The organism is Erwinia sp. MYb416 (assembly GCF_037479575.1).
GTDB lineage: Bacteria > Pseudomonadota > Gammaproteobacteria > Enterobacterales > Enterobacteriaceae > Erwinia > Erwinia rhapontici.
Map to the genome: position 1 here is coordinate 478,698 of NZ_JBBGYT010000441.1, position 13,280 is coordinate 491,977.

General features: G+C 54.2%; 10 protein-coding genes. 8 read left to right on the forward strand and 2 right to left on the reverse strand.

Annotated features, from left to right (window positions below):
* Positions 1 to 118: 118 nt before the first annotated feature.
* Together aroP (WH277_RS25685) and aroP (WH277_RS25690) are read right to left on the reverse strand one after the other, a co-directional pair.
* Complete coding sequence (aroP, locus tag WH277_RS25685; RefSeq protein ID WP_133842272.1) at positions 119 to 1,474, reverse strand: aromatic amino acid transporter AroP; 1,356 nt, start codon at positions 1,472 to 1,474, stop codon at positions 119 to 121.
* A gap of 335 nt (positions 1,475 to 1,809) precedes the next feature.
* The gene (gene aroP / locus WH277_RS25690; protein ID WP_171149227.1) at positions 1,810 to 3,165 is read right to left on the reverse strand and encodes an aromatic amino acid transporter AroP; all 1,356 of its coding nucleotides are present in this window, start codon (positions 3,163 to 3,165) and stop codon (positions 1,810 to 1,812) included.
* Between the two features lie 499 nt (positions 3,166 to 3,664).
* Between aroP (WH277_RS25690) and pdhR the strand changes: the two genes are divergently transcribed.
* From pdhR to WH277_RS25730, 8 genes are all read left to right on the forward strand, one after another.
* On the forward strand, positions 3,665 to 4,429 hold the full coding sequence (pdhR, locus tag WH277_RS25695; protein WP_133842270.1) for a pyruvate dehydrogenase complex transcriptional repressor PdhR: 765 nt from the start codon (positions 3,665 to 3,667) through the stop codon (positions 4,427 to 4,429).
* Between the two features lie 135 nt (positions 4,430 to 4,564).
* Positions 4,565 to 7,228 carry a pyruvate dehydrogenase (acetyl-transferring), homodimeric type gene (gene aceE, locus WH277_RS25700; protein WP_159336895.1) on the forward strand — a complete coding sequence of 888 codons (2,664 nt, stop codon included), beginning with the start codon at positions 4,565 to 4,567 and terminating at the stop codon, positions 7,226 to 7,228.
* Positions 7,229 to 7,242: 14 nt separating this feature from the next.
* Complete coding sequence (gene aceF, locus WH277_RS25705; protein ID WP_159336896.1) at positions 7,243 to 8,844, forward strand: pyruvate dehydrogenase complex dihydrolipoyllysine-residue acetyltransferase; 1,602 nt, start codon at positions 7,243 to 7,245, stop codon at positions 8,842 to 8,844.
* A gap of 300 nt (positions 8,845 to 9,144) precedes the next feature.
* Entirely contained in the window at positions 9,145 to 10,572 is a 1,428-nt protein-coding gene (lpdA, locus tag WH277_RS25710; protein ID WP_339507349.1) for a dihydrolipoyl dehydrogenase, read from the forward strand.
* A gap of 131 nt (positions 10,573 to 10,703) precedes the next feature.
* Positions 10,704 to 11,408 carry an SDR family NAD(P)-dependent oxidoreductase gene (locus tag WH277_RS25715; RefSeq protein WP_339507327.1) on the forward strand — a complete coding sequence of 235 codons (705 nt, stop codon included), beginning with the start codon at positions 10,704 to 10,706 and terminating at the stop codon, positions 11,406 to 11,408.
* Positions 11,409 to 11,421: 13 nt separating this feature from the next.
* On the forward strand, positions 11,422 to 12,096 hold the full coding sequence (locus WH277_RS25720; RefSeq protein WP_200641624.1) for an energy-coupling factor ABC transporter ATP-binding protein: 675 nt from the start codon (positions 11,422 to 11,424) through the stop codon (positions 12,094 to 12,096).
* Complete coding sequence (locus WH277_RS25725) at positions 12,093 to 12,737, forward strand: energy-coupling factor transporter transmembrane component T family protein (protein WP_200641623.1); 645 nt, start codon at positions 12,093 to 12,095, stop codon at positions 12,735 to 12,737. The genes WH277_RS25720 and WH277_RS25725 overlap by 4 nt, the downstream gene beginning before the upstream one ends.
* Positions 12,737 to 13,273 carry a biotin transporter BioY gene (locus WH277_RS25730; RefSeq protein ID WP_133842257.1) on the forward strand — a complete coding sequence of 179 codons (537 nt, stop codon included), beginning with the start codon at positions 12,737 to 12,739 and terminating at the stop codon, positions 13,271 to 13,273. Before WH277_RS25725 ends, WH277_RS25730 begins: the two co-directional genes overlap by 1 nt.
* The last annotated feature ends 7 nt before the right edge of the window (positions 13,274 to 13,280 follow it).

Sequence of the window (13,280 nt, forward strand, 5' to 3'; positions counted from 1 at the left end):
TGCGGTGCGCAGGTGCAAAACGTCGCAGAGATGGACAAAACGCCTGGAGAAGGGAAAGTGTGAAGCAGATAACAATTCGGCCAGCTAATGCTGGCCGAATCAATAGCGGGCGTGATGATTACGCGCGCTGCGTGCGGTTTTTAATCCAGTAACCCACGGCGAGGATCAGTACCCATACCGGGATCAGCCAGACAGAGATCGCCATGCCTGGGGTCATTGCCATCAGTACCAGAATTCCCGCGAGGAACAGCAGACAAATCCAGTTACCCAACGGATAAAGCAGCGCCGGGAAGCGGGTGGTGACACCCTGCTGATCTTTCTTACGGCGGAACTTCATATGCGCGAGGCTGATCATCGCCCAGTTGATCACCAGAGCTGAGACCACCAGCGCCATCAGCAGACCAAACGCCTCACCCGGCATCAGATAGTTGAGCAGTACGCACAATGCCGTCGCAATCGCGGAGAACAGGATAGAGATCACCGGCACGCCGCGGCTGTCGACTTTTAACAGCGCTTTAGGGGCATTACCCTGCTGCGCCAGGCCAAACAACATACGGCTGTTACAGTAAACGCAGCTGTTGTATACCGACAGCGCAGCCGTCAGGATCACCACGTTAAGGGCATTCGCCACCAGCGCATCACCCAGCTCGTGGAAAATCAGAACGAACGGGCTGGTATCAGACGTCACGCGGGTCCATGGCATCAGCGACAGCAGGACCGCCAGGGAACCAATATAGAAAATCAGAATGCGGTAAATCACCTGATTGGTGGCTTTTGGAATGCTGGTTTCCGGGTTATCCGCTTCCGCAGCGGTAATGCCGACCAGTTCAAGACCCCCGAAGGAGAACATGATAATCGCCATCATCATGATCAGCCCGCTAAAGCCATTGGGCAGGAAGCCGCCCTGTTCCCAAAGGTTACGCACGCTGGCCTGTGGGCCACCCGTGCCGCTGAACAGCAGCCAGCAACCGAACAGGATCATAGCCACCACGGCAACGACTTTAATAATCGCGAACCAGAACTCCATCTCACCAAACACTTTCACGTTGGTCAGGTTGATGGCGTTGATGAGCACAAAGAACACCGCTGCCGACATCCAGGTAGGAATATCCGGATACCAGAACTGAATATATTTGCCTACGGCTGTCAGCTCTGCCATCGCCACCAGCACATACAGTACCCAGTAGTTCCAGCCAGAGGCGAAACCGGCAAAGTTGCCCCAGTATTTATAAGCAAAGTGGCTGAAGCTTCCGGCTACCGGCTCTTCTACCACCATCTCGCCCAGCTGGCGCATGATCAGGAAGGCAATAAATCCGGCAATAGCATAACCCAGTATGACGCCTGGTCCTGCGGATTGGATGACCGATGCGCTGCCCAGAAACAGACCGGTACCAACGGCACCGCCTAATGCGATCAGCTGAATATGGCGGTTTTTCAAGCCACGTTTCAGCGTTTCGCCCTGCTGATGTTCCATGTATGACCTCATGATGTTTTATTATTTTTTATGTCTACGGCTGGCCCTGTTATCCAGGTGTATTAAAAACTTTACGACACTGTGTAAGTAAATATAATTCAAGGCGTAGCCTCAGGATGAGAATAGTGCTATGTGCAGAGGTTTGCACTCGCTTTCTGATAAACATGCGCAGGAACGACTAAAAAAGCAGCGCGGCGTCTCATTTATCGCTGTATTTGTTTTGTCATAAATTATCGAAAATGACGAATAACATTGTCTTATGACGGGGCGTTACGAGTGGGGCTGAAGAACGTTCCGGCCGTAGGCTGCCGGAACGTGGATAAAGGAGAGGGAGATCAGGTGCGCGAAGTGCGGCGCTTAACCTGGTAGCCGATAGCCAGGATGCCAATCCATACCGGGATCAACCACACCGAAATAGCCATACCCGGCGTCATTGCCATAATAACCAGCACCCCAGCCATAAAGACCAGGCACAGCCAGTTGCCAAACGGATAAAACAGGGCCTTAAAGCGAGGCTGAACCCCCTGCTCGACGAGGCGTTTGCGGAACCGCAGGTGGGAAAGGCTGATCATGGCCCAGTTGATCACCAGCGTGGAAACCACCAGCGCCATCAGCAGCTCGAAAGCAGAAGCGGGCATCAGATAGTTGAGCAGCACGCCGAAGGCGGTGGCAGTGGCAGACATCAGGATAGCGGCGACCGGCACACCTCGTGAATCAACTTTTAGCAGGGCTTTTGGTGCATTACCCTGCTGCGCCAGGCCAAACAACATGCGGCTGTTGCAGTAAACGCAGCTGTTATAGACCGACAGTGCCGCGGTCAGGATCACCACATTCAGTGCGTTAGCCACCAGAGCATCACCCAGCTCGTGGAAAATCAGTACAAACGGGCTGGTATTTGCTGTCACACTCGTCCATGGCATCAGCGACAGCAGCACGGTGAGTGAACCGACATAGAAAATCAGGATGCGCCAGATCACCTGATTGATTGCCGTCGGGATGCTTTTTTCCGGGTTCTCTGCTTCTGCGGCGGTCAGGCCGATCATTTCCAGCCCGCCAAAGGAGAACATGATGATGGCCATCATCATCACCAGCCCGCCCATGCCGTGCGGCATAAAGCCACCCTGGCTCCACAGGTTACTGATGCTTGCCTGTGGGCCGCCTGTGCCGCTGAACAGTAGCCAGCCGCCAAAGGCAATCATCGCGACAACGGCGATAACCTTAATAATGGCAAACCAGAACTCCAGTTCGCCAAACACCTTCACATTGGTCAGGTTGAGCGCATTGATGATCACGAAGAACACCGCCGCTGTCATCCAGGTCGGAATGTCCGGATACCAGAACTGGATATATTTGCCCACGGCGGTCAGTTCAGCCATCGCCACCAGCACGTAGAGCATCCAGTTGTTCCAGCCGGAGGCCAGGCCCGCAAAAGCGCCCCAGTATTTGTGGGCGAAGTGACTGAAACTGCCGGCAACTGGCTCCTCGACAACCATCTCACCCAGCTGACGCATAATCAGGAAGGCGATAAACCCGGCAATGGCATAGCCCAGAATGACTGCCGGACCGGCGGATTTGATCACCGATGCACTGCCCAGAAACAGTCCTGTGCCCACGGCCCCGCCTAATGCGATCAGCTGAATATGGCGGTTTTTTAATCCGCGCTGCAGCGTCTCTCCCGGTTGTTGCTCCATAATAATCCTCGTAATGCGCTTTCTGTGTATGACTGCATCGGCTAAAAAACCAATAACGTACTGATATATTTACACTTATGTCAGTACGAAAATGCGTATGAGTCTGGTATGGCGCAGAGAATAATGTTAGGAGCGGTACTTTGCACTTTCTTTCTCATTATGTGTGCTGGGTTGGATAAAAAACCACCGATCGCACCGGGTGCGATAAGGTAAATAACAAGATGCAGAAAAGGGTAATAACGCCTTATCTGCGAAGGTATGGGTATCGTATTCTATCCACTAAGCTGCTGCCTGCTTTCGAAAAAGTGACGAAATTTAACATTTGTCGTCAGGTAAATTCGCGTGTCAACGGCGTGCCTGTGCCCTGACAGAGAAGGAGACGGCGGTCTGGTTTCGGGCAGTTGCCATATGGACATCAGGTGAATACTTTGTTACTTTACGGGCACCTTTTTGCAATTGGTATTACCAATTTACTCTGGCAAATCGAAAAGAAGGGATGATGGCCTACAGCAAGATCCGCCAACCTAAGCTCTCTGATGCTATTGAGCAGCAGCTTGAGTCCCTGATTATGGAAGGGACACTGCGTCCCGGAGAAAAACTGCTGCCTGAGCGAGAGCTGGCCGTGCAGTTCGATGTCTCCCGTCCCTCCCTGCGCGAAGCTATTCAGCGTCTGGAAGCCAAGGGCCTGCTATTACGCCGTCAGGGCGGTGGCACTTTCGTCCAAACCAATTTGTGGAAAAGCCTGAGCGACCCGCTCGTAGAATTACTTGCCGGCCATCCTGAATCCCAGTTCGACCTGCTCGAAACACGTCATGCACTGGAAGGGATTGCTGCCTATTACGCCGCATTGCGCGGCACTGACGACGATCTGGAACGCATCCGCGACTGCCATCTGCATATTCAGACCGCCCAGCAAAATGGCGATCTCGACGCAGAAGCGGGCGCGGTGATGCAGTATCAGATCGCTGTAACAGAAGCGGCGCATAATGTGGTGTTACTGCATTTGCTTCGTAGCATGGGTCCGATGCTGGAACAGAACGTCAGACAGAACTTCGAAATGCTCTACACGCGTCGTGAGATGCTGGAGAAAGTAAGTAGCCACCGCGCCAGTATTTTTGAGGCGATTGTGGCACGTGAGCCAGAGCAGGCACGCGAGGCTTCACACCGCCACTTGGCGTTTATCGAGGAAGTATTGCTGGACAGAAGTCGGGAGCAAAGTCGTAGAGAGCGCTCCTTGCGACGTTTACAGCAACGTAAGGATTAACGCGTAAATATAACGCGGCACGTACCTATAAAGGTATAAACGACGGGCCTGTCTCTTTGTGTTTTGCCCACAGAGCACAAAGAGACAGGCTCCAGACAATTCAACGTAATTAGACACAGATAAGGAATACCCCCCATGTCAGAACGTTTAAATAATGACGTGGATCCGATCGAAACTCGCGACTGGTTAGAAGCGATCGAATCGGTCATCCGTGAAGAAGGTGTTGAGCGCGCACAGTATCTGATTGACCAGGTATTGAGCGGTGCACGCAAAGGTGGCGTTAAAGTGGCTGCCGGCGCGGGAGCCAATAACTACATTAACTCTATTGCTGTTGAAGATGAGCCGGAATACCCGGGCAACACGTCTTTAGAGCGTCGTATCCGTTCCGCTATTCGCTGGAACGCCATCATGACCGTTCTGCGTGCTTCCAAGAAAGATTTGGATCTGGGCGGCCATATGTCTTCCTTCCAGTCTTCTGCCACCGTGTATGAAGTGTGTTTCAACCACTTCTTCCGTGCGCGCACTGAAAAAGACGGCGGCGATCTGGTTTACTTCCAGGGCCACATTTCTCCGGGCGTTTACGCGCGTGCCTTCCTGGAAGGTCGTCTGACCGAAGACCAGATGAACAACTTCCGTCAGGAAGTTGATGGTAAAGGCCTGTCCTCTTACCCGCATCCTAAACTGATGCCTAACTTCTGGCAGTTCCCGACCGTATCTATGGGCCTGGGCCCACTGGGTGCGATCTATCAGGCTAAATTCCTGAAATATCTGGAACACCGTGGCCTGAAAGATACCTCTCAGCAGACCGTTTACGCCTTCCTGGGCGACGGTGAGATGGATGAGCCGGAATCCAAAGGGGCGATCACTATCGCGACCCGTGAAAAACTGGATAACCTGGTCTTCATCATCAACTGTAACCTGCAGCGCCTGGATGGCCCGGTGACGGGTAATGGCAAGATCATCAACGAACTGGACGGCATCTTCGGTGGCGCTGGCTGGGAAGTGATCAAAGTGATCTGGGGTGGTCGTTGGGATGAGCTGCTGCGTAAAGATACCAGCGGTAAACTGATCCAACTGATGAACGAAACCGTTGACGGTGACTATCAGACCTTCAAATCCCGTAACGGTGCCTACGTTCGTGAGCACTTCTTCGGTAAATATCCGGAAACGGCTGAGCTGGTGAAAGATCTGACCGACGACGAGATCTGGTCTCTGAACCGTGGTGGTCACGATCCGAAGAAAGTCTTCGCTGCACTGAAAAAAGCGCAGGATACCAAAGGTAAACCTGTGGTGATTCTGGCACATACCATTAAAGGTTATGGTATGGGTGAGACTGCTGAAGGCAAAAACATTGCGCACCAGGTGAAGAAAATGAACATGGATGGCGTACGCTATATCCGTGATCGTTTCAACGTGCCGGTCAGCGATGAAGCCATCGAAAAACTGCCGTACGTGACCTTCGATAAAGGGTCTGACGAATACAACTACCTGCATGGTCAGCGTGAAAAACTGGGCGGCTACCTGCCAACCCGTGAGCCGAACTTCAGCGAGAAGCTGTCCATGCCTGTACTGGAAGATTTCCGTCAGCTGCTGGATGAGCAGAACAAAGAAATCTCAACCACTATCGCCTTCGTACGTGCCCTGAACGTGATGCTGAAGAACCCGTCGATCAAAGATCGTCTGGTGCCAATCATTGCCGATGAAGCGCGCACCTTCGGTATGGAAGGTCTGTTCCGTCAGATCGGTATTTATAGCCCGAATGGCCAGCAGTACACCCCGCAGGACCGTGAGCAGGTTGCTTACTATAAAGAAGACGAGAAAGGTCAGATCCTGCAGGAAGGCATCAACGAACTGGGTGCAGGCGCATCATGGCTGGCGGCGGCAACGTCTTACAGCACCAACAACCTGCCAATGATTCCGTTCTACATCTACTACTCCATGTTCGGTTTCCAGCGTATCGGCGACCTGTGCTGGGCAGCAGGTGATCAGCAGGCTCGCGGCTTCCTGGTCGGCGGGACTTCCGGTCGTACCACCCTGAACGGTGAAGGTCTGCAGCACGAAGATGGTCACAGCCACATTCAGTCTCTGACTATCCCGAACTGTATCTCTTACGATCCAGCTTACGCTTACGAAGTCGCGGTCATCATGCATGACGGTCTGGTGCGTATGTACGGCGATGCTCAGGAAAATATTTACTACTACATCACCACACTGAACGAAAACTACCACATGCCAGCAATGCCGGCCGGTGCAGAAGAAGGTATCCGTAAAGGTATCTACAAACTGGACAGCAAAGAAGGTAGCAAAGGTAAAGTTCAGCTGCTGGGTTCAGGTTCTATCCTGCGCCACGTGCGTGACGCGGCAGAGATCCTGGCGAAAGACTACGGTGTCGGTTCTGACATCTACAGCGTGACTTCCTTCACCGAACTGGCCCGTGATGGTCAGGACTGTGAGCGTTGGAACATGCTGCATCCAACAGAAGAAGCCCGCGTGCCGTACATCGCTCAGGTGATGAACGATGCACCTGCTGTGGCATCAACTGACTACATGAAACTGTTCGCCGAGCAGGTTCGCAGCTATATCCCTGCCAGCGATTATCGCGTACTGGGTACTGACGGCTTCGGTCGTTCAGACAGCCGTGAGAATCTGCGTCACCACTTCGAAGTGGACGCATCTTACGTGGTGGTTGCAGCCCTGGGTGAACTGGCTAAACGTGGCGAAATCGACAAACAAGTGGTGGCAGACGCTATCGCTAAGTTCGATATCGACGCTGATAAAGTCAACCCACGTCTGGCATAAGAGGTAATAGAGTAATGGCTATCGAAATTAATGTCCCGGACATCGGCGCAGACGAAGTTGAAGTCACCGAGATTCTGGTCAAAGTGGGCGACACTGTAGAAGTTGAGCAGTCACTGCTGGTCGTTGAAGGCGATAAAGCCTCAATGGAAGTGCCGTCCCCACAGGCTGGTGTGGTTAAAGAGATCAAAGTTGCTACCGGCGATAAAGTCGAAACCGGCAAACTGATCATGATCTTCGAAGCGGCAGGCGGTGCAGCAGCACCGGCAGCAGCCGAAGAGAAGAAAGAAGAAGCGGCTCCGGCAGCCGCACCTGCAGCGGCCCCGGCGGCCAGCGCAGCAAAAGAGGTTAACGTACCGGATATCGGCGGCGACGAAGTTGAAGTCACCGAGATCATGGTGAAAGTGGGCGACAAAGTTGAAGCTGAACAGTCGATCCTCACCGTTGAAGGCGACAAAGCCTCAATGGAAGTGCCTGCACCATTCGCGGGTACGGTTAAAGAGATCAAAATCAGCGCTGGCGATAAAGTCAGCACTGGCTCTCTGGTAATGGTCTTCGAAGTGGAAGGCGCTGCGCCAGCCGCCGCTCCTGCCGAGACCACTGCTGCCGCTGCACCTGCTCCGGCTAAACAGGAAGAGAAAGCCGCTCCGGCTGCTGCGCCTGCGAAAGCGGAGGCGAAGTCAGAATTCGCAGAAAACGATGCTTACGTTCATGCCACCCCGGTTATTCGCCGTCTGGCACGTGAATTCGGTGTAAACCTGGCGAAAGTCAAAGGCACCGGACGTAAAGGCCGTATTCTGAAAGAAGACGTGCAGAGCTATGTGAAAGACGCGGTGAAACGCGCTGAAGCACCTGCTGCTGCTGGCGGCGGTCTGCCAGGCATGCTGCCTTGGCCGAAAGTGGACTTCAGCAAGTTCGGTGAGGTCGAAGAAGTTGAACTGGGCCGTATCCAGAAAATCTCTGGTGCGAACCTGAGCCGTAACTGGGTGATGATCCCACACGTGACTCACTTCGACAAAACCGACATCACTGAGCTGGAAGCGTTCCGCAAACAGCAGAACACCGAAGCTGAGAAGCGTAAGCTGGATGTGAAGTTCACCCCGGTGGTGTTCATCATGAAAGCGGTCGCGGCTGCGCTTGAGCAGATGCCACGCTTCAACAGCTCGCTGTCTGAAGACGCACAGAAACTGACGCTGAAGAAATACATCAACATCGGTGTGGCGGTTGATACGCCAAACGGTCTGGTGGTTCCAGTGTTCAAAGATGTGAACAAGAAAGGCATCACTGAGCTGTCTCGCGAACTGATGGCTATCTCCAAAAAAGCACGTGATGGCAAACTGACTGCGGGCGAAATGCAGGGCGGTTGCTTCACCATCTCCAGCCTCGGTGGTATCGGGACGACCCACTTCGCGCCTATCGTTAACGCGCCGGAAGTGGCTATCCTCGGTGTGTCCAAGTCTGCGATTGAGCCGGTCTGGAATGGTAAAGAGTTCACGCCGCGTCTGATGATGCCGATGTCACTCTCCTTCGACCACCGTGTTATCGACGGTGCCGATGGTGCGCGTTTCATCACCATCATTAACAACGCACTGGCCGACATTCGCCGCCTGGTGATGTAATCCTGAAGAAGGCCGGCGTAAGCCGGCCTTCTGGTAAGTTGTTGTAGTGATTCGTGGCGCCGCGCTTTGCAGTTTATTAACAATTCTGTAAACTCTTGCGGTGAACGCGTCCCGGTGGATGAAGGGCGTTGAAATATATACCCAAAATAATTGGAGCTGCATCAAGGCGGCAAGCGAGGGAATCCCGATGAGCTTACATAAGTCAGTGATTCGGGTGAGCGAGCGTAGCCAACACAGATGCAGATTCAAGTATGACGGGTATCAGCTCTGACGCGCCGGACAATCAATTAAGAGGTCATGATGAGTACAGAAATTAAAACTCAGGTCGTGGTACTTGGGGCAGGTCCTGCAGGCTACTCTGCAGCCTTCCGTGCAGCGGATTTAGGTCTGGAGACCGTGATCGTTGAGCGTTACAACACCCTCGGTGGTGTTTGTCTGAATGTTGGCTGTATCCCTTCTAAAGCCCTGCTGCACGTGGCGAAGGTGATTGAAGAAGCCAAAGCGCTGGAAGAGCACGGTATCGTGTTCGGCAAGCCGCAAACAGACATCAACAAGATTCGTACCTGGAAAGAGAAAGTCATCACCCAACTGACCGGTGGTCTGGCAGGTATGGCGAAAGGCCGCAAAGTGAATGTGGTCAACGGTCTGGGTAAATTCACCGGTGCTAACACGCTGGAAGTCACCGCTGAAGACGGTTCTAAAACCGTTATCACTTTCGACAATGCCATCATCGCGGCGGGTTCCCGTCCGATTGAACTGCCCTTTATTCCCCATGAAGATCCACGCGTGTGGGACTCCACTGATGCGCTGGAACTGAAAGAAGTGCCTGAGCGTCTGCTGGTTATGGGCGGCGGCATCATTGGTCTGGAAATGGGTACCGTGTATCACGCGCTGGGTTCTCAGATCGACGTGGTCGAGATGTTTGACCAGGTGATCCCGGCGGCTGATAAAGACGTGGTGAAAGTCTTCACCAAACGTATCAGCAAGCAGTTCAACCTGATGCTGGAAACCAAAGTTACCGCTGTTGAAGCCAAAGAAGACGGCATCTATGTAACGATGGAAGGTAAAAAAGCCCCGTCAGAACCACAGCGTTACGATGCGGTTCTGGTAGCGATTGGCCGCGTACCTAACGGTAAAGGTCTGGATGCAGGCAAAGCGGGCGTGGAAGTGGACGAGCGCGGATTTATCCGTGTCGACAAGCAACTGCGTACCAACGTGCCGCACATCTTCGCCATCGGCGATATCGTGGGTCAGCCAATGCTGGCACACAAAGGTGTGCATGAAGGCCACGTAGCGGCAGAAGTGATTTCTGGTCTGAAGCACTACTTCGACCCGAAAGTGATCCCATCGATCGCCTACACTGAGCCAGAAGTTGCCTGGGTCGGTCTGACCGAGAAAGAAGCGAAAGAGAAAGGCATCAGCTATGAAACGTCCACCTTCCCGTGGGCAGCATCAGGCCGTGCTATCGCTTCCGACTGTGCAGACGGCATGACCAAACTGATCTTCGACAAAACCACTCACCGCGTGATCGGTGGTGCGATTGTTGGCACCAACGGCGGCGAGCTGCTGGGTGAAATCGGTCTGGCTATCGAGATGGGTTGTGATGCTGAAGATCTGGCTCTGACCATCCACGCTCACCCAACCCTGCACGAATCGGTGGGTCTGGCGGCGGAAATCTTCGAAGGTAGCATTACCGACCTGCCAAACCCGAAAGCGAAAAAGAAATAACTCGCCTTCGTGTTTAAAAAACGGCTCCTGCGGGGGCCGTTTTGCTTTCTGTCTTTCCGTAAAAAACCGCGCAGGGCGCCGCAAAATCGCGTATCTTTGCTGGCAATTTCTGACCGGTCAAAAGGCTCGTTGTGTCGAATAAAGTTGCCCTGATCACCGGTGCCTCACGTGGTATCGGTCACCATCTTGCCCGCCATCTCCATGCTGCGGGCTATCACCTGATACTCATTGCACGGAATGCGCAGGCGCTGAACGCCTTAGCAAACAGTCTCGGCTCTGCACGCGTGCAGACGCTGGCACTGGATGTTTGCGATTATCCGGCGGTGGCACAACAGGTGCAGCAGGCACTGAGCGTGCACGCACAGCTTGATGTGCTGATCAACGCGGCGGGGATCTTCCGTGGCGGATCAACGCAGACAGCGCTGGATGATTTCAGCGCCATGCTGGCGACCAACGTCACTGCCATTCATCATCTCTGCCAGCTGTGTGTTCCCTGGCTGTCGAAATCGCCTGAGGGGCGCATCTTTAATCTCGCCTCTGTGAGCGGCATACAGCCGTATGGCAGCGTGGCCAGCTATGCCGCCAGCAAACATGCGCTGGTTGGATACAGCCGATCGATTGCGCGTGAGCTGGGAGCTCAGGGGATTAAAGTCACCACGCTGTGCCCCGACGTGGTGGATACCGATATGGCGCAGGGTTCCGGTCTGGCCGTCGATGAGATGCTGAGTACCGACGATCTGTGCCGCGCGGTTGATTTCGTGATGTCGTTGTCCCCGGCTGCGGTTGTGGAGCAACTCACCATCGGGCGGCAGTATCGTCCGCGTAAACCCGTCTGACCCAGGAGACGTTATGCTGGAACTGAAAGGGGTATCGCATGCTTATGGTGAGCGTAAGGTCCTCGATAACATCACTCTGCAACTCGCAGAAAAGCGCATTGGTATTGTTGGCAGCAACGGGTGCGGCAAAAGTACCTTTGCCCGTTTGCTGAACGGCCTGTTGCTGCCGCAACAGGGCGAGGTGCTGGTTGATGGCTTGAACACCCGTCAGCAGGGGAAAGCGGTACGGCGTAAAGTCGGCTTCGTGTTTCAGAATCCGGACAACCAGATTGTCTTCCCGGTGGTTGAAGAAGATCTCGCTTTTGGCATGAAAAACCTTGGGCTGTCAAAGCAGGTGATCCGCGAACGCACCGATGCGGCGCTGGCACGTTATGATATGCAGGATCTGCGTCAGCATCCGGCTCATCTGTTAAGCGGCGGGCAAAAGCAACTGCTGGCTATCTCTGGCGTGCTGGTCATGGAGCCGGAATATATCGTCTTTGATGAGCCAACCACGTTACTCGATCTGCGTAATAAACGGCGCATTGCGCAGGCGATTGCCGATCTCGATCAGACGGCGATCGTGGTCTCTCACGATCTGGAATTTTTACAGGATTTCGATCGCGTGCTGGTGTTTGATCACGGGCAGGTGGTGATGGATGACGTGCCCGCAGTGGCACTGAAAGAGTATGTCAGGATGATGTCATGATATTAAGCGATTACGTCCCGGGAAATTCGATCATCCACCGGCTGCCACCCGGCCTGAAGATCCTTTCGCTGGCGCTACTGGGCACGCTGCTGTTTGTGTTCCCCCGGCTGGAAACCTCGCTGGCGGCTCTGCTGCTGGTAGGATTGCTCTATCCACTGGCGCGTATCTCACCCCGTATTATGTTGTTGCAGCTTAAACCGCTGCTGTGGGTACTGGTGCTGTTGTTTGCCGTGCAGTGGTGGATGGTCAATTGGCAGTCCGGCGTGCTGGTGATTGCACGGCTGGCAGCGCTGATGCTGATGGCGGCGCTGGTGACGCTCACCACGCGCACCACTGAGATGATTGACGCCCTGGAGAAAGGCCTGTTCTGGCTGCGTTATGTACGTATCAATCCGGCGAAGGTCAGCCTGGCGCTGTCGCTGGCGATGCGTTTTATTCCGGTACTGGCAGCGATTGTTGCTGAAGTGCGGGAGGCGCAAAAAGCGCGTGGGCTGGATCGCAGCCTGATCGCCATTGCCATTCCGGTGATCGTTCGTACCCTGAAAATGGCTGATGATATTGCGGCGGCGCTTGAAGCCCGCGCTTATGACCCCCAACTGCGCCGTGAGCGCACCGATGCTGAGAAAGTGAGAGGATCTTAATGTCCACCCGAGATATTGTTTATATTGCGCTGTTTGCCGCCATCACTGCCGCGCTGGGTCTGTTTCCGGCGTTCAGTCTGCCGGTGATTGCTGTGCCGATCACCGCTCAGACTTTAGGCCCGATGCTGGCCGGTGCCATTGCCGGGGCGAAGCGCGGTGCGCTGGCACTGGTGCTGTTTGTGGTGCTGGTGGCGATTGGCCTGCCGCTGTTGGCGGGCGGTCGCGGTGGTTTAGGGATTTTCCTCGGTCCAAGCGGTGGCTTTATTCTGGCATGGCCGCTGGCAGCATTACTGATTGGCTTCCTGTATCAGCGTAACCTGCGTTCACTGACGCTGGTTAAAGAGGTGCTGTTCCTGGTGTTGGGCGGGGTAGTGCTGATCTACTCGGCAGGTATTCCGTGGATTGCGGCAGTGGCCGGGTTATCTTTAAAGCAGGCGGCGCTGGGTTCACTGGGCTTCCTGCCGGGCGATATTGTCAAAGTGGTGCTGGCGGTGCTGATCATTCGCGCGGTGCGCCGGGCTTATCCGACGTTGTAAACGGGGC

Excerpts from the sequence above, each read along its gene's own strand:
- aroP (WP_133842272.1), bottom strand. The coding sequence starts at position 1,474 with ATGGAACATCAGCAGGGCGAAACGCTGAAACGTGGCTTGAAAAACCGC.
- aceE (WP_159336895.1), top strand. The coding sequence starts at position 4,565 with ATGTCAGAACGTTTAAATAATGACGTGGATCCGATCGAAACTCGCGAC.
- WH277_RS25725 (WP_200641623.1), top strand. The coding sequence starts at position 12,093 with ATGATATTAAGCGATTACGTCCCGGGAAATTCGATCATCCACCGGCTG.
- WH277_RS25720 (WP_200641624.1), top strand. The coding sequence starts at position 11,422 with ATGCTGGAACTGAAAGGGGTATCGCATGCTTATGGTGAGCGTAAGGTC.
- aroP (WP_171149227.1), bottom strand. The coding sequence starts at position 3,165 with ATGGAGCAACAACCGGGAGAGACGCTGCAGCGCGGATTAAAAAACCGC.
- WH277_RS25730 (WP_133842257.1), top strand. The coding sequence starts at position 12,737 with ATGTCCACCCGAGATATTGTTTATATTGCGCTGTTTGCCGCCATCACT.
- pdhR (WP_133842270.1), top strand. The coding sequence starts at position 3,665 with ATGGCCTACAGCAAGATCCGCCAACCTAAGCTCTCTGATGCTATTGAG.
- aceF (WP_159336896.1), top strand. The coding sequence starts at position 7,243 with ATGGCTATCGAAATTAATGTCCCGGACATCGGCGCAGACGAAGTTGAA.
- lpdA (WP_339507349.1), top strand. The coding sequence starts at position 9,145 with ATGAGTACAGAAATTAAAACTCAGGTCGTGGTACTTGGGGCAGGTCCT.